The sequence below is a fragment of the Falsiroseomonas sp. genome (assembly GCF_041690465.1).
GTDB lineage: Bacteria > Pseudomonadota > Alphaproteobacteria > Acetobacterales > Acetobacteraceae > Falsiroseomonas.
Window position 1 is genome coordinate 53,132 of sequence record NZ_JAWLHG010000018.1, and the last position, 18,449, is coordinate 71,580.

Here is an 18,449-nt window from a genome sequence, read left to right on the forward strand (position 1 = left end):
TCCGGGTCGGCCTACGATTCGTTCGCGTCCGGGTGGCGCAGGAGCCAGAGCCGCTCATGCGCGGCGACCAGGCTTTCCATGTTCTTCCGCCGGTTCACGTCGGGCGCCACCGGGCGACGCGTGAGCATCATTTCGAGAATGCGGAGAAGTTCCTCCGCAACCTCGTAATCGCCCTGGTCGCAGGCGTGGTGGAAGGCGATCAGGATCTTGTCGGACAAGCGGCGCGTATGCCGCGGCGGCCCAGCCGCCGCCCGCCCGGCATCCCGCCCCGCATGATCCCGTTCATCTTCGGCCATAAACGAAGCGGCTCCCCTCGGGGTCCGGCACGGAAGAGCCGGCGCAGTTCGGAGAAGTATAATACCCACAGCGCCGGCTTACCGGAACCCTGTAGATTTGTCAGGAAGCACGCCGAGCCTTCGTTACGGCTCGAGCAAGAAAGCCTATCCGCCGCGGAGCTGGCCGCGAACGGCCTGCGCGATCGCCTCGGGATCGGTGTTCGGGCGGAACAGGCTGCGGACCCTGCCATCCGGCCCGACCAGGTAGATGAAGGACGAATGGTCCATCAGGTACTCCGTCATCTCCGGCCGATTCACCTTCGCATAGAACACACGATAGGCGCGAGCGGCCGCTGCCACCTGCTCCGGCGTGCCGGTGAGCCCGACCATCTGCGGGTGGAAGCGGCCGACATAATCGGCCAGAACCTCGGGGGTGTCCCGCTCGGGATCCACCGAGACGAAGACCGGCGTGACGCGCCCGGCCTGCTCGCCCAGTGCATCCATCGCCGCGGCGATGCTGCCGAGCTCGGTCGGGCAGACATCGGGGCAGTAGGTGAAGCCGAAATAGACCAGCAGGAAGCGCCCGGCGAAGTCGGCCTCGGTGACCGCACGGCCGGACTGGTCAACGAGACTGAACGGCCCACCGAGCACCAGCCCCTGCGGCATCTGCACGCCGCCCGCGGAGGGCGCCGGCACATCATGGCCGAACAGCGTGGCGGCCTGCCGGATGAAGGAATCCGCAACCCCCTCACCCTCCCCCCGGCCCAGCCAGGCGGCGCCCCAGAGCAGACCGAGGAAGACGATGATGACGAGAGCGAACAGCCGGACAGCGTGAAGCATGATGGGCGCGACATAGGCGCGCCGGCGAAGCGCCGCAATCCGCGCCCGCCGCGCCGGAGGCGGGGGTGCCCCCCGCCCAGGACATCAGTGTCGGCTGACGGCCAGTTCGCCTTCCGGCTGGGTTGAGCTGAAGGTCGAGTCGGCGAAGGCTTCTTCCCAGGATCCGGTGGTGGACGCCTTGGAATACTCCGTGGCGCGGTTCTCGAAGAAGTTGGTGTGCTCCACCGCGTTCAGCATCTCGTCGAGCCAGGGCAGCGGATTCTTCTCGATCCGGTAGAGCGGCTCGAGGCCCAGCTGCTGCAGGCGGCGGTCGGCGATGAAGCGGATGTACTGCTTGGTCTGCGCTGCATCGAGCCCCTGCACGCCGCCGAGCTCGAAGGCGAGGTCGATGAAGGCGTCCTCGTGGTCCACGATGGTCGAGCAGATCAGGTAGAGGTCGCGCTTCAGCTCCTCCGTCCAGATCTCCGGATTCTCCTGCACGAAGGTGCGGAACAGGCGGATCACGCTGAGGCAGTGCAGCGTCTCGTCGCGCACGCTCCAGGAGACGATCTGCCCCATGCCCTTCATCTTGTTGAAGCGCGGGAAGTTCATCAGGATCGCGAAGGAGGCGAAGAGCTGCAGCCCCTCGGTGAAGGCGCCGAAGGCGGCCAGCGTCTTGGCGATCTCGGTCTTGTTCTCGACCGAGAAGGCATGCATGTAGTCGTACTTGTCCTTCATCTCCTTGTACTTGAGGAAGGCGGTGTATTCGATCTCCGGCATCCCGATGGTGTCGAGGAGATGCGAATAGGCAGCGATGTGGATCGTCTCCGTGTTGGAGAAGGCCGACATCATCATCAGAACTTCGGTGGGTTTGAACACCTGGCTGTACTGCTTCATGTAGCAGTTGTTCACCTCGACATCTGCCTGGGTGAAGAAGCGGAAGATCTGGGTCAGCAGGTTGCGCTCCGGCGGCGTCAGGTTCCGCTGCCAGTCCTTCACGTCATCGGCGAGCGGCACCTCCTCCGGCAGCCAGTGGATGCGCTGCTGCTGCAGCCAGGCCTCATAGGCCCAGGGGTAGCGGAAGGGCTTGTAGACTGGGTTGGCGGTCAGCAGGTCGAACTTGATCGGCAGTTCGTCGGGCGTGGCGCGTGCGTCGTCCGGCATGGGTGCTCTCTGCTTACTCGATGTTGCGTCAGTCGCGGCCGGCTCGGCGATGCGGCGGATGCGCGGTCGAATCCGCTTCCTGCAGCATTTTCGTGAGATCGGCGGAAATGTTGTCCAGGTCGGCGATGAGCCGCCGCACCTGTTCCACCGGCCCGCGCAGGTCGATCATCAGGTCCAGCTGGCGCGCGACGCTCGCGCGCCGGCTGGCAAGCCGCACCGCGTCGGGCGGCAGCGACGGGTCCATCACTGGCATGCAAGGCACTCCTCGTAATCCGTCGAATTCGCCTTCGCGACCACCAGGTCGAGCGAGGGCTGTACGTCATCCTTGTGTACGGTCATCACGTCGGACTGGCCGACGATCTTCTCACTGATCGCATCCGCGCGCTGGATGGAGAGGCTGCGACAGTAATACAGAGACTTCACGCCCTTCTTCCAGGCCAACGCATGGATCTGGTGCAGGTCGCGCTTGTGCACATTCGCCGGGAGGAACAGGTTCACCGACTGCGACTGGCAGATGAACGGCGTGCGGTCCGCCGCATGCTCGATGACCCAGCGCTGGTCGAGCTCGAAGGCTGTCTTGAAGGTCGCCTTCTCATGCTCGTCGAGGCAATCGAGGTGCTGCACGCTGCCCTTGCGCACGGTGATGGAGTTCCACGTCTCCTCGTCGTCGCGCCCGTGCTTCGCCAGCACCTTCCTCAGATACGGGTTGCGCACGATGTAGCTGCCCGACAGCGTCTTGTGATTGTAGACATTGGCCGCGATCGGCTCGATCCCGGGGCTCGCGCCGCCGCAGATGATCGAGATCGAGGCCGTCGGCGCGATGGCGATCTTGTGCGAGAATCGCTCCATGAAGCCGTATTCCGCGGCATCGGGGCACGGCCCGCGCTCCTCCGCGAGAAGGCGGGAAGCGAGGTCGGCGCCCTCCCGGATGTGCTTGAACATCCGCTTGTTCCAGGACTTCGCCACCACGCTCTCGAACGGCACGTTCAGCGCCTGCAGGAAGCTGTGGAAGCCCATCACGCCGAGGCCCACGCTGCGCTCCCGCATCGCGCTGTACTTGGCGCGCGCCATCGAATCGGGCGCGGTGTCGATGAAATTCTGCAGCACGTTGTCCAGGAACCGCATCACGTCCGGGATGAACTGCGGCTCCTTGTGCCACTCGAACCAGGTCTCGAGGTTCAGCGAGGAGAGGCAGCACACCGCCGTGCGCTCCATCCCGTGCTGGTCGAGCCCGGTCGGCAGCGTGATCTCGGAGCAGAGGTTGGAGGTCTTCACCTCCAGCCCCGCCAGCTTGTGGTGCGCCGGCTGGGCGCGGTGCACATGGTCCGAATAGATGATGTAGGGCTCGCCGGTCTCGATCCGCGCCGTCAGGATGCGGATCCAGATCGAGCGCGCCGAGACCTTCTTCACCAGCGTCCCGTCCTTCGGGGAGACCAGCGCCCAATCCTCGTCGGCCTCGACCGCGCGCATGAAGGCGTCCGGGATCAGCACGCCATGGTGCAGGTTCAGCGCCTTGCGGTTCGGGTCGCCGCCGGTCGGGCGGCGCATCTCGAGGAATTCCTCGATCTCCGGATGGCTCACCGGCAGGTAGCAGGCGGCCGAGCCGCGGCGGAGCGAACCCTGGCTGATGGCGAGGGTCAGGCTGTCCATCACCCGGATGAAGGGGATGACGCCCGAGGTCTTGCCGTTGCGCCCGACCTTCTCGCCGATACCGCGCAGATTGCCCCAATAGGAGCCGATGCCGCCGCCCTTGGCCGCCAGCCAGACATTCTCGTTCCACAGGCCGAGGATGCCCTCCAGGCTGTCCGAGGCCTCGTTGAGGAAGCAGGAGATCGGCAAGCCGCGCGTGGTGCCGCCATTGGACAGCACCGGGGTGGCCGGCATGAACCACAGCCGCGACATGTAGTCGTAGATGCGCTGCGCATGCGCCGCATCGTCGCCATAGGCGCTCGCCACCCGGGCGAAGAGGTCCTGATAGGACTCGCCAGGCAGCAGGTAGCGGTCGTCGAGCGTCGCCTTGCCGAAATCCGTCAGCAGCGCGTCGCGCGCGCGGTCGATGCGAACCTGGCTGTGGCCTTCAAGCTGAACTGCGTCGAACACGACAACCCCCATTCATCGGCCCCACGGAACAGGGCGACTCCCCCATGCCGCGGAGATTGCCTCCGGCCGGCCCACCACAACAAGATGTAGTGTTGCCACACTCCGGAAAACACCACTGCTGCGCCGGGGTTCCCCTGTTGCATTTTTCCGGCGCCCTCATCCCCACCCACAATGTTGCCGTTTCGTTCGTTGATGCAAGACTTCCAACCGCACGCGGGATTCAGGACCTGCACATCTTCGGAGCGACTCCCCGCGACGGGTCTCCCCAACCGCGCGAGAGCCTCCCGTTGGACCACGGCGGCGCCTCCCGGCGCCAGGGCCTGTGATCCGCCATCCCCGATGTCCTCGCTTTCCACAGGCCCGGCCGCGGCGATTCTCCGCGAAACGGTGCGGAAACATTCACCATGCGGCGCGACATGCGCGTGCAATGCATGCGGCGCAGGCTGCGGGACGTCACGAACACGCGGAGACCGCCCGATGCCCATCAGCCGACGCAGCGCGCTGAGCCTGCTGCCCGCGCTCGCCCTGCCCCTCGCCCGCCCCGCCGCCGCGCAGGGCGAGTCGCCGGTGCGCCTGTTCCGCCTGGTGATGCAGCGCGGCGAGGTGATCATCGGCCTCACCCCGCGCGAGCTGGAGTCGCTGGGCAGCGGGCCGGAAGTGGAGCGCATCGCCCGCCGCATCGCCGCCGAGGGCCAGATCACCGCCTGGCGCTACACGGTCACCCGCGCCCCCGATGGCAGCACGCGGCTGGCGACGCGGGAAAAGGTCGCCGTGCTGCGGCAGGAGGCGCTGATGGTGGAGCCCTATCGCCCCGCCTTGCCGGTGGCGCCACCGCCGGCAGGGTGAGCGGCGGTCCGCCCTACTGCACCCGGATGCCCGCCGCCTCGACGATGGGCCGCGCGGTCGCGATCTCGCTCTCGACGAAGGCCCGCAGTCCGGCCGGGTCGCTCGCGCGCGGCACGAAGCCCATTGCGCGCAGCCGCTCGCCGAAGGGGGCCGAGTTCACCACGGTGCGAACCCGGCGCGAGAGCTCCTCCGTCACCGGCTGCGGGATCCCCTTCGGGCCCCAGAGCCCGTACCAGGAGACCATCTCCAGCGGGTCGAGACCGCTTTCGGCCACCGTCGGGATCTCGGGTGCCAGCGGCGTGCGCTGCCGCGTGGTCACCGCCAGCGCCTTCGCGCGCCCGCCGCGCACCAGCTGCAGCGCGGAGAGGATCGGGTCGGCCAGCAGATGAATGTTGCCCGCGGCGAGGTCCGCCAGCGCCGGGCCGGCGCCGCGATAGGCCACCACCTCCGAGGAAACGCCGGCGCGCTGCTTCAGCAGTTCCACCGTCAGGTGGCCCGCCGAGCCGAGGCCGGTGGTGGCGAAATTGTAGCGCCGCGGATCCTGCCGGACGAGCGCGAAGAACTCGCCGAGCGTGTTCGCCGGCACCGAGGGGTGCGTCAGCACCAGCAGCGGCCCTTCGGCCAGCAGCGCGATGTGGCTGAAATCGTTCACCACGTCGAAGGTGATGTTGCTGTTGATCAGCGGCACCACGACATGGATCGAAGCGTTCAGCAGCAGCGTGGCGCCATCCGGCGGCGCGCGCATGACATGGGCGGAGCCGACCGCCCCGCCGGCGCCGCCCGCACGGTTCTCCACCACCCAGGTGCTGCCGGTCTGCGCGCCGAGCTCGGTCGCCAGCATCCGCGCGACGCCGTCCACCGACCCGCCGGGCGGGAACGGCACCACGATGGTGATCGGCCGGTCCGGCAGGCCCTGCGCCACGCCGTGCGTGGCGGGCAGCGCCGCGGCGCCGAGGGTCGAGAGCATGAGACTGCGACGGGTCGCGCGCATCCTGGTCATCCTTCCTGGCTGGCTAGTAGGTTCCCGGATACTGCCCGCCATCGACGAGCAGGCTCTGCCCCGTGATGAAGCCGGCGTGCGCGGAAGCGAGGAAGGCGACGCAGGCCGCGATCTCCTCCGGCGCGCCGTAGCGGCCGGCCGGGTTGCGCGCCGCGCGTTCCGCCCAGATCTCGCCGAAGGGACGGCCGGTCATCGTCACCAGCCCCTCGACATGCGCGCGTTGCGCATCGGTCGCGACGATGCCCGGCAGCAGGTTGTTGATGGTCACGCCACGCGCGACGGTCTGCCGCGACAGCCCGGCGACGAAGCCGACCAGGCCGGAGCGCGCGCCGTTCGACAGCCCGAGTTCCGCCTGCGGTTCCTTCACGCTGCGCGAGACGATGTTCACCACGCGGCCCCAACCGCGCGCCATCATCCCGTCCACCGTGCCTTGGATCATCGCGATCGGCGCCAGCATCATCTGGTCCAGCGCGCGGATCCAGGTCGCGCGGTCCCAGTCGCGGAAATCGCCGGGCGGCATGCCGTCGCCATTGTTGACCAGGATGTCCGGCTCCGGGCAGGCGGCGAGGATCGCCGCACGGCCTTCCTCCGTAGTCAGATCCGCAGCGACATGGCCGACCGGGTTGCCAGTGGCCGCGGCGATCGCCTCCGCGGCCTCGCCGAGCGGCCCGGGCTTGCGCGCGGCGATGGTCACCGCCGCGCCTTCCTGCGCCAGCCGCATCGCGACCGCCCGGCCCATGCCCCGGCTGCCGCCGCAGACCAGCGCGCGCCGGCCGGCGATGCCGAGATCCATCCCGCGCGGCGCCTATTCGGCCGCGAGCGCCATGCCGCCCGGCAGCCGCCAGCCATACTGCGCATCGAGCCCGAGCGCGCGGACGATGCCGACACCCTTCGCCAGGTGGTCTGGCTTGAGCCCCGTCAGCGGCCGCCGCAGATCGCCGGCCGGCAGGCCGACCGCCTTCATCAGCGACTTGACCGCCACCGGGTTGATCGCGCTGTAGGTGAAGTGCAGCAGCGGCAGCAGCCGCAGGTATGTCTCGCGGAACACCACGGACTGCGCCGGATCGCGCCACGGCGTGGAAAGCCGCGCCATGCCGGCGGGGTCGATGTTGCCAGTCATGTTCGCCGTGCCATGGCCGCCGAGCGACATGGTCGCCACCACCAGGCCGAGGTTCGGGCTGTCGCAGCACATGATGGTCGCATCCGGCTGCGCGGCGCAGACCTGCGCCACCTGGCCGACGCGGGTGGTGCTCTCCTTCAGCACGACGATGTTCGGGTGCTGCATCAGCCGCAGCAGGTGGTCCCAGTGCAGGTCGGACTTCACCCGCGGCGGGTTGTTGTAGATGCCGAGCGGCAGTTCCACCGCATCGGCGCATTCGGCGAAGAACGCCTCGATGTCGTCCTCGGGCGCGCAGATATAGGCGGGAGCGGCGAGGATCGCGCCATCCGCGCCGGCGGCCTTCGCATGCTGCAGGTACTTGATCGTCGCCGCGGTCGAGGGGCCGGTGCAGCCGTAGAAGAACTTCATCCGGCCCGTGGCCCCATCGGCTTTCATCGCGGCCGTCTTCTCCACGATCTCGCCCCGCTCTTCCGGCGTGAGCATGGAGACCTCGCCGGTCGAGCCCATGATCAGCACGGCGGAGGTGCCGTTCGCCGCGTGCCAGTCCAGCAGCGTCCGGAAGGCGCCGAAATCAACGGTGCCGTCGGCGTTGAACGGGGTGATGAGGGCGACGAAGGAACCCTCGATGCGCATCTTGGCCATGGCCGGTCTCCGCTGGCAGTCACCGCGCAGGTTAGCAGCCTGCCGGATGGCCGTCATGCCGTCATTGACCGGGCCGGTTCGCCGCCCTGCCCGCCGCCTCCCCAGGGCGCCGTGCCGCCCCGTTCCGTCAGGCGCGGATCCAGGTCTCCGAGAAGGCCAGCATCGCCGTCGAGATGCGCTGGCCCGCGATCTCGCGGGGGATCGGCGCGCCCGGCCGCCGCGTGCCGTTCACCGTGACCGTCGCGGCGTCGCAGCCGACGAAGAGGCTCGGCATGTGGTGCAGGCCGGTGGCCGATTGGGCGGGCGCCAGCGCGAAGCAGAAGGGCCTGCCGAGCCCCGACCATTCGAGCCTCACCGTCAGGTCGCCGGCGCGCACCGTCTCGGCGTAGCTCGTGATCGCGTCGCCACTCGACGTCACCTCATCGAGGCGGCGGTAAGTGAGCCCCTGCAAGCCCGGCAGCCCGCGCCAGGCGCCGAAATGGGACACGTATTCGGCCACCAGCCAGCGCGCGAGCTGCTCGTTGTCCGTCAGGCAGAGATTCGCGCGGCCCTCCGGCGGCGATGCCTCCTGCGGCGACTGCATCAGCACCAGCGCATGCCCGCGCCCGTGCGGCGAAAGCACCACACGGAAGAAGGAGGCGAGCGTGGTGAAGGGGCCGTCCGGGGCCTCCTTCAGCGAGATGCCGGGATTCTCGCCGGACCACTCGACGGTGCCCGGGAAGACGAGCGTCTCAGCCATCGATCCGATCCCTTGCGTTGCCAGGCCGGCAGGTTGGGCCGCGCGGCGCGCGAGATCAACGCCCCGCTGGATCCGCCGGCTCAACCCGCCGGCGCGAGGACGTGGATGGTGCGGCTGGCGATCATCTCGCGCGTCTTCGCCGCATAGGCCGCCATGTGCGGCGCCGCCGCGTGCGCCTTCAACGCCTCCGCGCTCTCCCACTTCTCGATGGCAAGGAAGGTGTCGGGGCCGAACGGGGCCTGGAAGGCGCCAATCCCCTCGGCGTCGATCGCCGGCGCGTATTCGATGCATCCCTGCTCGGCATGGACGGCGGGCATGTTGGCGCGGAATTCCTTCAGCACCGCCTCCCGCATGCCCGGCTTCGCAGTGATCACCGCGATGACATGGATCACGTCCGACACCCTCCCTCGCATTGTCGCTGCGCCCGGCCAGCCTAGGGCCGCCGCCGCGCCCCGCCAACGCCCCGCGCCGAGGTTGCGGTTGAGCCCGGGCACCGCGCGCACCATAAGGGGAGTGATCCCGAGGACAACGCCATTGCCGCAATCCACCGACCGCAGGGACGAGATCGTCGAAGAGGCGACGCAACTGGCCCGCGACGTCGCGCCCGAACTCGCCTCGATCCTGCTCACCCACTACCCGGACGCCGACACGCTCGACACGCTGCGCCCCGGCGAGACCGACATCGAGACCGCCACGGCGGTGAACCGCGCGGTGGCGACCGAGATGGCGGCGCAGGGCGTGGATGTCTTCGTCCAGCGCGCGGACCGGTCCGCCTTCCGGCGCTGGCTGCAGGGGCGCGAGGATACGCCCGAGAACCGCCTCGGCTGGATCGACCGGGACAGGCTGCTGCGCGGCGCCGATGCCTTCAAGGCGCTCGGCCTCGCGCCCCCTGCCCGGCCGCCGCGCCCGAGCTTCGGCACCGCGCCCGGGCCGATCGCCGACCGGCTGCTCGACGCCTTCGCCGACGAGGAGGAGAGCGCCTTCACCGAACTCGCGCAGCACCTGCTCGACGCCGGACGCAACGATGTGCTGGAGCTCGCCACGCGCAAGCTCGCCGCGCGCCATGGCGACGATGCCGCCGACGAGCTGGCCGGCGAGCTGCTCGCCGCCGCCGAAGGTGCGCGGGTCGGCCCCGCCGGCTGGGCCGAGCTGGTGGCGCTGCCGGTCGCGCTTCCGGCCGGCGATGCGCCGGATGCGCTGGCGCTCGCCGAAAGCCTGCTCGCCGCCGGCGCGATCCATGAGGGCCTGGAGCTCCGCTTCCTGCCCGGCTGGCGGTCGCCCGACGCGCTCGCGGAGCTTTCGCCCGGCGCCATCCGGCGCGTCCTGCTGGACCTCGTTGCCGGCACCGAGCCGCGCGCGCTGCCGCCGGGCGACACCGACGAGCTCGCCGCCCAGGGCTTCGGCGTGCTGATCGGCTGGCAGATCGACTGGAACCTCCAGCCCTGGGAGCGGATCGCCGCCGCCGGCGGCCTGCCCGAGGAGGATGAGGAGGACACGCCGGAGGATCTGCGCCGCGCCACCCTCTTCGACCATTGGCGTGCCGCCGCCTTCGAGGCGCATGGCGGCTGCGTGCCGCTCGCCCTCGTCGCGCCCTCCGAGGTCGGCGAGGAGATCGCGGCCTTCCTCGAGGAAGCCAGTGCCGGGACCGAGGGCATCGAGGAGATCCGGGAAGCCGTGGCGACCGCCAGGCGCGAGGCCGGCGATGAGGAGGTGGTCTGCCGCCCCGAGATCATCGGCGATGCGCTGGAGCTCTCCTTCTACACCGCAGGCGGCCGCTTCCTCGACAGCCTGACGCTCGACGCCGACCGCCTGCCGGCCCGGGCCGAGGAGATGCCGAAGCTGCTCCAGTCCTTCGTGCGGCTGGTCAACTACACGCCGGGCCACTAGAGCAGATCGCCGAAGGGCGGGATCGCCCGGAGGCGTGAAGCTGCTCTGCCAACAACCAAGGTGGAGCGTTTCCCGTGAACGCCAGTGAACGGAGAACGCCCCAGGGCCAAGCGCTGCGCCGGAGGACTCCGACCCATGCCGAAGACCATGCCGGACGCGCATGACCTGCTCGCCGCCGAGCGCTTCCTGGCCGCGGAGGCGCGCATCGCCGCCAGCTTCGAGCGGACCGAGGAGGCGGTCGCGCCGCTGCTGCGCGGCATGCGCGCGACCGGGCGCACCACCTACCTCACTGATCCGGAGCGCGGCGCCATCTGGGGCCACGCCTTCCTGCGGCCGCCCTACGCGCCGAGCGTCGAGGCCGAGTGGTTCCTCGCCTGGGGCCTGCGCTTCCCGGATGGCGGAAGCGGCTGGGACGCCTCTGCGCCGCGCCTGCCCAACCGGCCGCACGCCATCGTCGCGGTCGGCGCGAGCGGCGTCTCCCCGGCGCGGCCGCTGGGCGGGACCCCGCCGCCGGGCTGGTCCGTGGTGGGTGGTGAGGCCGCCTTCCTCGCCGCGGCCCGCCCCTTGCAGGATTTCCCGGCCGAGCCCGAGGCGATGGCCTCGGCACTCGCGGCCTGGACGCTGGCGCGGATCGAGGAGGTGAAGGCCGCGCTACCGGGTCTCGCCGCGGCCTGAACCGCGCGCGGCCTCACCCCGAAGGCAGCAGCTCCGCGATTGCGATGCCCGCCTCGCCCTGCACTGCATAGAGCAGGTACAACCGGCCATCCTCCTCGAACACCGCGGGGTCGCGCAGCTGGTTCACCGGCCCCGCGACGGCGCCGCGAAACGAAGGGAGCAGCGGCAGGCCGGCGCCTTCCCAGGCTTCCTCGGGCCGCAGCACCTCCTCCGCTTCGCCCGCCACGCGCCACGCGCGCCAGTCGCCCACCAGCGGGATGCGCGAGTGCAGGATGCGTTCCGGCACGTCGCCCACCTGCGTCCAGAATACGTGCAGCACATCCCCGCGCAGCAGCACGGCGGTGTGGCGCTGCCGCGGGTTGAACAGCTCGGGGCCGCGCTCGAAGCCCGAGAGCCCGTCCGCCGAGCGGAACAGGATGCCCGGCATCGCCAGAGCGTAATGCGCGCCGCCATGGCGGAAGACGCGGAAATAGGAAGGGCCGAGCAGCTCCGGCCGCGCCCGGAAGCTCAGCCCGTCCGCGGAAATCGCGACGCGCGTGCGCTGCACGTCCCAGCCGACGAGCCCGTGATAGTACATCACCACGCGCCGGTTGGCGTGGTCCACATGCACGTCCGGCGAGGCGATGTGGGGATGTGAGGCCTCGATCTCCGGTGCGAGCATGCCAGCTGTGCCGGGTGGCGCATTGCCGGGCAGCCGCTCCCTCCTGGACTCGTCCGGCGGCGGCGGTTCTGTCGGGAAGAGGCTGTCGCGCAGGTCGAGGCTGCCCGGCTCATGCATCCGCCACGGTCCTTCCGGCGCATCGGCATAGGCCAGGCGGATGTAGGATCCCTTGTGGTCGGCGAAGTAGAGGTAGTAGCGCCCGAGCGCACCCGGCACCCACTCCGGCACGCGGATCATCGAGGGGCCCTGCACATTGGCGCCCATCCGCGCATCCATGCCGGGAAGGATGATCGGGCCGATCCGCCGCACCTGCCACTGCGCCATGCCGTTCCCTCCGCAACCGGCGCGCAGCATGGCATCCTGGGCGGCGCCCCGCCTACCCGCCGAGGCGGCGCGCCAATTTTTCCTGCCCCTCGCGCGGCATGTGCAGGCCGAGCTTGCTGCGCCGCCACAGCACGTCCTCGGCGGTGCGCGCCCATTCGTGGCGGACCAGCCAATCCAGCTCGCGCTCCGTGAAGCCTGCGCCGTACTCCTCGCCCATCGCATTCGGCCCGCTCGCACCGTCGAGCAGCGCATCGAGGTCGCTGCCATAGGCGCGCACCAGGCGGTGCAGCGTGGAAGGCGGCAGCCAGGGATGGCGGCGCGCCATCTCGGACTCGAAGGCCGGCAGGTCGCGGCCGCCGAGATCACCCCCAGGCAGCGGCGACGTCGCGGTCCAGGGCGTGCCCTCGCGGCCGAGCAGGCCGCCGATGCGCGCCACCGCCTCCTCCGCGAGGCGCCGGTAGGTGGTGATCTTGCCGCCGTAGATGGTGAGCACCGGCGCCTGCCCCGCCGGCGCATCGGTCTTCAGCACATAGTCGCGCGTGACGGCGGAGGGGTTGTCGGCACCGTCGTCGTGCAGCGGCCGCACGCCTGAATAGCTCCAGACGATCTCCTCGGGCTGCGGTGCGCGGCGGAACTGGCGGCCGACGGCGGCGCAGAGATAGGCCGCCTCCTCCGCCGAGCAGCAGGCGCTGCGCGCATCGCCCTGGTGCGGCACGTCGGTGGTGCCGACCAGCGAGAAGCGGCCCTCATAGGGTATCACGAAGACGACGCGGCGGTCGTCGTTCTGCAGGATGTAGGCCTGCTCGCCCTCATAGAGCGCCGGCAGCACGATATGGCTGCCGCGGACCAGCCGCACCCGCCCCTGCGGCTCGGCGTGGGCCGCATCCTGCGCTTCCAGCACCCAGGGGCCGGCGGCGTTCACCAGCGCACGCGCGCGGACGACGCGCTGGCTGCCGTCCGGCATGGCCAGCCGACAGATCCAGTTCTCCACGCCGCGCTCGGCCCCGGCGAATGCGGTGCGCACCAGCACCTCGGCGCCGCGCGCGGCCGCATCGCGCGCGTTCAGCACAACCAGGCGGCTGTCCTCCACCCAGCAGTCGGAATAGGCGAAGGCATCGGTGATCCCGGGCTTCAGCGGCGCACCATAGGCATGGCGCGCGGTGGCGATGCTCTCGGTGCCCGGCAGGCTCACCCGCCGCGCAAGGTGATCGTAGAGGAACAGGCCGGCGCGGATCACCCAGCGCGGACGCATCTCCGGCCGGTGCGGCAGCACGAAGCGCATCGGCCACACGATGTGCGGCGCGATCTTCAGCAGCACCTCGCGCTCGGCGAGCGCTTCGCGCACCAGGCGGAACTCGTATTGCTCAAGGTAGCGCAGCCCGCCATGGATCAGCTTGGAGCTGGAGGAGGAGGTGGCGCCGGCCAGGTCGCCGCGCTCCACCAGGCAGGTGGAGAGCCCGCGCCCTTGCGCGTCGCGCGCGATCCCGGCGCCATTGACGCCGCCGCCGATGACGAGAAGGTCGAAGCTTTCCTGCATCGCCGCGCTCAGCCTGGCGGCCGCGGTCGCGCCGCGAGGACGGCATCGGCGAATTCCACGAAGCCTGCGCCCCCCGCCCCCGCCGTCACGTAAGCCGGCGCTGCTGCAATGCCGGGCAGGAAGGGCGCGATATTGGCGACGCCCACCGAGAGCGGCAGCGCGGCGAAGAGCGGCGCGTCATTCGGGCTGTCGCCGAGAAAGGCAGCGCGGTCCAGCGCCTGCTCCAGCGGGCACCACAGCGCTTCGAACAGGTGGCGCAGCCCCGCGAGCTTGTCCCAGGCGCCGATCCAGGCGTTGACATGGATGGAGCTAACCTTCGCCTCGGCGCCGCCCGCCCGGAAGATTGCGGCGATCCGCTCGGCCTCCGCGAGCGGCAGCGGCCCGGCATCCTCGGCGAAGTCGAGTGCCAGGTCGAACATCCGGAAGGGCTGGTCGGCGGCGGGCCGGCTGCCCGGCACGGCGGCCAGGGCGCGCGCGGCCAGCGCCTCCAGCCGGGCGCGCGCGGCGAGGCGCGCGGCGTCATCCTGCACATGGTACCGCCGCATCCGGCGCGCGGCATGGTCCATGGCGTACCAGAGCGCGCCATTCTCCCCCACCACCGCGGCGACGGGCCAGAGCCGCGCGACCATGTCGCACCAGCCGGCCGGCCGCCCGGTGACCGGCACCACCAGCAGCCCCGCCGCCTGCAGCCGCTCCATCGCGGCGTAGGCAGCGGCGGTGAGCCGGCCTTCGGTGGTCAGCGTGTCGTCGATGTCGGTGAGCACCCAGCGCAACGCGGCCAGCCGCGCGGTCGGCACGGCGGCCAGGGGCTGCGGCGCGGCGGCCGCGGGACGGGTCAGGGCGCCCATGCGGTGGAGTGTGGCACATCCGGCAACGAATGTGGAGCCTCACAAATTCACGACGCGTCATCCGCCAGCGTCACGGCCATGCCCGCCCGGCCCAGCGCCGCCGCCAGCCCCGGCGGCGGCGGCGCCTCGGTCACCAGGTCGGTCAGTTCCCCCAGGGGGCAGACGCACTCCAGCAGTCCGCGCCCGAATTTCCCGGAATCGGCCAGCAGCATCCGCCGCGGCGCCCGGCCGAGCATGGCGCGCTTCACCCAGGCGGCGCGCGAGACCGCTTCGCACGGCCCCTCCTCCGTCAGCCCCGATGCGCCGATCACCGCCAGGTCGGCGTTGAAGCGGCGCAGGAAGGCCTCGGTCTCGGAGCCATAGACGCCCCGTTCGGCGGCGCTGACCTCGCCGGGGCACAGCACCACGCGCAGCAGCCCGGCCGGCGCGGCGGCCAGGTCGCCCGCCCCGGGCAGGGTGTTGGTGAGCACCGTCGCCGCGCTGCCGCGGGCCACCAGGGCGCGGGCGAAATGCGAGGTGGTGCTGCCGGCGTCGAGCATGACGACGTCGCCCGGTTCCACCAGCGCCGCCGCCGCCGCGCCGATCCGCGCCCGCTCCGCCACCGCCATCCGCTCGCGCGAGGAGAGTTCCGGCTGCAGCGCCGCCTGCACCACCGAGGCGCCGCCATAGGTCCGCCGCACCGCGCCCTGGCGCGACAGTTCCTCGATGTCGCGCCGCACCGTCTCCGAGGAGACGCCGAAGGAGGTGGCGAGCGAGGAGATGCGCACCGTCGGGTCGGTCGCGAGCGCGGCGAGGATGCTGCGGTGGCGCTGCGCCTTGGCCGGTGCGCCGTCGGTCCTGCGGGGCATGTGTGGAGCATGCCACAGCCCACCCGGACTGTCGCCAGGCCCCGATCAGCCCAGCCTGTCAGCCCGGCCTGGCGGCCCGGTTCGTCAGCCCGGCGGCGGGCCCTGGTCGCCACCGGGGTCGGCGCCCGGCAGCGCGCCGGCCCCGGCGGCGTTCATCGCCAGCAGCCCGGCCGCCAGCCGGGTCAGGCAGCGCGCGGCGTGCCGCCGGACTGCGGCCGGGCCTTCGGAGCCCTCGGGCAGGGTGCAACCGGCCAGGGTGATGGCGGTGCCGAGGATCCGCGCCTCCAGCGCCGCGATCTGCGCCTCGGCCGAGGCATCGCGGCCGAATTCCGCGTCCAGCGCTTCCCCGGCCCGCTCGACCTCCGCCTCCACCCGCGCATCCTCGGCGACAATGCCGAGGATCTCGGCCGGCGGGTCCGGCTCCTCCTCGGCGAGCACGGCCAGCAGCCCGAGCGAGGCGATCAGCGTCTGGATCGGCCCGTGCTCGCCGCCGCGCGAGGCGAAGGCGCCGAAGGCGACCGCCAGCGCCGCCTCGCCCAGCACCTCCCGCGTCTCGGTGTCCATGGCGGAGACGGGCGGCGCGTCGTCCCCGGGCGCGGCATCGGCGCCGGGCATGGCCGGCACGCCGCCCTCGGCGAAGGCCCGGCTGAGTGTGGCCAGCGCGTCGAGCAGACGCTGTTCGGAAGTTCCCGCCATGCTTTCCCGCTCCGGCTCCAGGCCAGGCTAGCGCACGGATGCCCGGCCGCGTTCCGCGACCGGTGAACGCCTTGCGCCGCCTGACGTTGCGGACGCGACAAGCCTGGGAGCATCCGCACCAATGCGCAACACCGAGGCCCCGGGCCCGGCCGAAGGCGGCTGGCGCGGCGAGGTCGCGTTCCTCCGCCGCACCCTGATCGTCGCGGGCGTCGTGATCCTGCTGCTGCTGGCCTGGACCGTCCGCCACGCGCTGCTCATGGGGTTCGCGGCGCTGCTGGTCGCGGTGCTGCTGCGCATGCTGGCCGATCCGCTGCGGGAACGGCTCGGCGTGCCCGGCGGCTGGTCGGTTGCCGCCGCCTGCCTGGTCGTCGCCCTGCCGATCGCGCTGGCGCTGTGGCTGGCCGGCAGCGAGATGCGGGAGCAACTCGGCCTGCTGCTCGAACAACTGCCGGAGGCCGCGGAGACCCTGGAACGCGAGTTCGGCCTGCCTATTCCGGGGGCGGGCGAGGCGGATCCGGGATCGCTGCTCGATGCATCGGTGTTCGGCACCGTGGCGGGGCGCATCGCGAGCTTCGCCCTGGCCACCGTGGACGCCCTGGCGGGGCTGGTGATCGTGGTGGTCGGCGGCATCTACTTCGCCGGCGATCCGGCGACCTACCGTCGCGGCCTGGCGCGGCTGCTGCCGCGGGCGCAGCAGGCCCTCGGCGAGGAGGCGCTGGCGGCGAGCGGGAATGCGCTGCGGCTATGGCTCACGGGGCAGCTCATGGCGATGGCGGTGGTCGGAACGCTGACCGGCCTCGGCACCTGGGCGATCGGGCTGCCGGCGCCGCTGGCGCTCGGGCTGCTGGCGGGACTGGCGAACATCGTGCCGCTGCTCGGCGCCTTCATCGGCGCCGTCCCGGGCGTGCTGCTGGCGATCAACCTGGGCTGGGAGACGCTGGCCTGGACCGTCGCGCTCTACCTTGCGGTGCAGCAGCTGGAGGGCAATGTGCTGACGCCGATGGTCGGCGAGCGGATGGTGTCCATTCCGCCCGGGCTGCTGCTGATCTCGCTGGTGGCGGCGGGGGCGGCGCTCGGCATCGGCGGCGTGCTGCTCGCCGCGCCGCTGACCGTCGTGATGGTGGTGCTGGTCAGCAAGCTCTATGTGCAGGAGACGCTGGGCAAGCCCGTCGAGGTGCCCGGAGAGAAAGCCGGCGAGGATCGGGGCTGACCGGCGTCTGGCAAGCGGTGCCGGCGCTGCGTAACCTCCCGCCTTCGTCGGGCGAAATGGCCTGGAACAGCCGAGGAGTCGCCGTGTCCGTCCGCCCGCCCGCCCTGCCCCGCCGGCTCGATCCCGCCAAGTTCGCCGATCCGCTCATCACCGCCCGTGGCGAGCGCCGGGCTCAGGTGGCACCGAAAGGCCTGCAGACGCTGTGGATCAACACCGGCACGCTCTGCAACATCGCCTGCGCCGGCTGCTACATCGAGAGCAGCCCGCGCAACGATGCCCTGGTCTACATCTCCGCCGCCGAGGTCGCCGCCTATCTCGACGAGGCGGCGGCGCGCGGCGAACCGCTGCAGGAGGTGGGCTTCACCGGCGGCGAGCCCTTCATGAACCCGGAGCTTTGCGCGATGCTGGCCGATGTGCTGGCCCGCCCGGAGCTCGGCGCCATCGTGCTGACCAATGCGATGCAGCCGATGCGCCGCTATGCCGCGCCGCTGCTGGCGCTGCGCGACCGCTTCGGGACGGAGCGGCTGACCATCCGCGTCAGCCTCGACCACCACGAGCCCACCCATCATGACGTCGAGCGCGGCGAGGGCAGCTTCGCGAAGACGCTGGAGGGCTTGGCCTGGCTGGCGCGCGAGGGGTTCCGCCTGCATGTCGCCGGCCGCGCCGCCTTCGGCGGCGAGGACGAGGCCACCATGCGCGCCGGCTTCGCCCGCCTGTTCGCCACCCATGCGATCCCGGTGGACGCCCATGACCCGGTGGCGCTGATGCTGTTCCCGGAGATGGACGCCGGGGCCGACGTGCCGGAGATCACCGAGGCGTGCTGGGGCATCCTGCACAAGGCGCCGGAGAGCGTGATGTGCGCCAGCTCCCGCATGGTTGTGAAGCGCAAGGGCGCGGCCCAGCCGGCAGTGGTGGCCTGCACGCTGCTGCCCTACGACCCGCAATTCGAGCTCGGCGCCACGCTGACGGAGGCGATGCGCCCGGTGGCGCTGAACCACCCGCATTGCGCGCGCTTCTGCGTGCTCGGCGGCGCCGCCTGCTCGCGGTGAGGCCGCGCG

Annotated in this window: 20 protein-coding genes; 5 read left to right on the top strand and 15 right to left on the bottom strand. The window is 71.2% G+C overall.

Translation table 11 applies throughout. The annotated features are described in order from the left end of the window. Positions 1 to 11: 11 nt before the first annotated feature. The 5 genes from ACESM1_RS17585 to ACESM1_RS17605 all read right to left on the bottom strand — a co-directional run bounded on the left by ACESM1_RS17585 (position 12) and on the right by ACESM1_RS17605 (position 4,370). Positions 12 to 218 (bottom strand): hypothetical protein, encoded by a 207-nt coding sequence (locus ACESM1_RS17585; protein WP_372622236.1) that lies wholly within the window; start codon positions 216 to 218, stop codon positions 12 to 14. 222 nt (positions 219 to 440) lie between these two features. Continuing rightward, positions 441 to 1,115 carry an SCO family protein gene (locus ACESM1_RS17590; RefSeq protein WP_372622238.1) on the bottom strand — a complete coding sequence of 225 codons (675 nt, stop codon included), beginning with the start codon at positions 1,113 to 1,115 and terminating at the stop codon, positions 441 to 443. Between the two features lie 84 nt (positions 1,116 to 1,199). After that, positions 1,200 to 2,258, bottom strand: coding sequence for a ribonucleotide-diphosphate reductase subunit beta (locus tag ACESM1_RS17595; protein ID WP_372622240.1), 1,059 nt, complete (start codon positions 2,256 to 2,258; stop codon positions 1,200 to 1,202). 28 nt (positions 2,259 to 2,286) lie between these two features. Beyond that, positions 2,287 to 2,511, bottom strand: a complete 225-nt coding sequence (locus ACESM1_RS17600; protein WP_372622242.1) for a hypothetical protein — start codon at positions 2,509 to 2,511, stop codon at positions 2,287 to 2,289. Continuing rightward, positions 2,502 to 4,370 carry a ribonucleoside-diphosphate reductase subunit alpha gene (locus tag ACESM1_RS17605; RefSeq protein WP_372622244.1) on the bottom strand — a complete coding sequence of 623 codons (1,869 nt, stop codon included), beginning with the start codon at positions 4,368 to 4,370 and terminating at the stop codon, positions 2,502 to 2,504. The genes ACESM1_RS17600 and ACESM1_RS17605 overlap by 10 nt, the downstream gene beginning before the upstream one ends. A gap of 465 nt (positions 4,371 to 4,835) precedes the next feature. On the opposite strand from ACESM1_RS17605, the gene ACESM1_RS17610 reads away from it, so the two are divergent. Further along, the gene (locus tag ACESM1_RS17610) at positions 4,836 to 5,204 is read left to right on the top strand and encodes a hypothetical protein (RefSeq protein WP_372622246.1); all 369 of its coding nucleotides are present in this window, start codon (positions 4,836 to 4,838) and stop codon (positions 5,202 to 5,204) included. A gap of 13 nt (positions 5,205 to 5,217) precedes the next feature. Here the strand turns inward: ACESM1_RS17610 and ACESM1_RS17615 are convergent, their stop codons facing one another. The 5 genes from ACESM1_RS17615 to ACESM1_RS17635 all read right to left on the bottom strand — a co-directional run bounded on the left by ACESM1_RS17615 (position 5,218) and on the right by ACESM1_RS17635 (position 9,097). Next, positions 5,218 to 6,195: a Bug family tripartite tricarboxylate transporter substrate binding protein gene (locus ACESM1_RS17615; protein ID WP_372622248.1), complete on the bottom strand. Its 978-nt coding sequence runs from the start codon at positions 6,193 to 6,195 to the stop codon at positions 5,218 to 5,220. Positions 6,196 to 6,217: 22 nt separating this feature from the next. Next, a complete protein-coding gene (locus tag ACESM1_RS17620) occupies positions 6,218 to 6,997 on the bottom strand; it encodes an SDR family oxidoreductase (RefSeq protein ID WP_372622249.1) in 780 nt (259 codons plus the stop codon). 12 nt (positions 6,998 to 7,009) lie between these two features. Beyond that, a complete protein-coding gene (locus ACESM1_RS17625) occupies positions 7,010 to 7,966 on the bottom strand; it encodes a dihydrodipicolinate synthase family protein (protein ID WP_372622251.1) in 957 nt (318 codons plus the stop codon). Between the two features lie 127 nt (positions 7,967 to 8,093). Next, complete coding sequence (locus ACESM1_RS17630; protein WP_372622253.1) at positions 8,094 to 8,705, bottom strand: hypothetical protein; 612 nt, start codon at positions 8,703 to 8,705, stop codon at positions 8,094 to 8,096. Between the two features lie 80 nt (positions 8,706 to 8,785). Next, complete coding sequence (locus tag ACESM1_RS17635) at positions 8,786 to 9,097, bottom strand: putative quinol monooxygenase (protein WP_372622255.1); 312 nt, start codon at positions 9,095 to 9,097, stop codon at positions 8,786 to 8,788. Between the two features lie 142 nt (positions 9,098 to 9,239). Here ACESM1_RS17635 and ACESM1_RS17640 point away from each other — a divergent pair, with 142 nt between their 5' ends. Together ACESM1_RS17640 and ACESM1_RS17645 are read left to right on the top strand one after the other, a co-directional pair. After that, a complete protein-coding gene (locus tag ACESM1_RS17640) occupies positions 9,240 to 10,592 on the top strand; it encodes a hypothetical protein (protein ID WP_372622257.1) in 1,353 nt (450 codons plus the stop codon). 135 nt (positions 10,593 to 10,727) lie between these two features. Then, a complete protein-coding gene (locus ACESM1_RS17645; RefSeq protein ID WP_372622259.1) occupies positions 10,728 to 11,267 on the top strand; it encodes a hypothetical protein in 540 nt (179 codons plus the stop codon). A 13-nt stretch (positions 11,268 to 11,280) separates the two neighbouring features. On the opposite strand, the gene ACESM1_RS17650 is transcribed toward ACESM1_RS17645, so the two are convergent. The 5 genes from ACESM1_RS17650 to ACESM1_RS17670 form a co-directional block, all read right to left on the bottom strand. Beyond that, a complete protein-coding gene (locus ACESM1_RS17650) occupies positions 11,281 to 12,252 on the bottom strand; it encodes a hypothetical protein (RefSeq protein WP_372622260.1) in 972 nt (323 codons plus the stop codon). A gap of 52 nt (positions 12,253 to 12,304) precedes the next feature. After that, a complete protein-coding gene (gene glpD / locus ACESM1_RS17655; RefSeq protein WP_372622262.1) occupies positions 12,305 to 13,789 on the bottom strand; it encodes a glycerol-3-phosphate dehydrogenase in 1,485 nt (494 codons plus the stop codon). 8 nt (positions 13,790 to 13,797) lie between these two features. Further along, a complete protein-coding gene (locus ACESM1_RS17660) occupies positions 13,798 to 14,637 on the bottom strand; it encodes an HAD family hydrolase (RefSeq protein ID WP_372622263.1) in 840 nt (279 codons plus the stop codon). Positions 14,638 to 14,684: 47 nt separating this feature from the next. Continuing rightward, on the bottom strand, positions 14,685 to 15,485 hold the full coding sequence (locus tag ACESM1_RS17665; RefSeq protein WP_372622265.1) for a DeoR/GlpR family DNA-binding transcription regulator: 801 nt from the start codon (positions 15,483 to 15,485) through the stop codon (positions 14,685 to 14,687). An 84-nt stretch (positions 15,486 to 15,569) separates the two neighbouring features. Beyond that, complete coding sequence (locus ACESM1_RS17670) at positions 15,570 to 16,181, bottom strand: hypothetical protein (protein WP_372622267.1); 612 nt, start codon at positions 16,179 to 16,181, stop codon at positions 15,570 to 15,572. Positions 16,182 to 16,302: 121 nt separating this feature from the next. Here ACESM1_RS17670 and ACESM1_RS17675 point away from each other — a divergent pair, with 121 nt between their 5' ends. After that, on the top strand, positions 16,303 to 17,391 hold the full coding sequence (locus ACESM1_RS17675) for an AI-2E family transporter (protein ID WP_372622269.1): 1,089 nt from the start codon (positions 16,303 to 16,305) through the stop codon (positions 17,389 to 17,391). An 83-nt stretch (positions 17,392 to 17,474) separates the two neighbouring features. After that, positions 17,475 to 18,440 carry a radical SAM protein gene (locus tag ACESM1_RS17680; protein WP_372622270.1) on the top strand — a complete coding sequence of 322 codons (966 nt, stop codon included), beginning with the start codon at positions 17,475 to 17,477 and terminating at the stop codon, positions 18,438 to 18,440. The last annotated feature ends 9 nt before the right edge of the window (positions 18,441 to 18,449 follow it).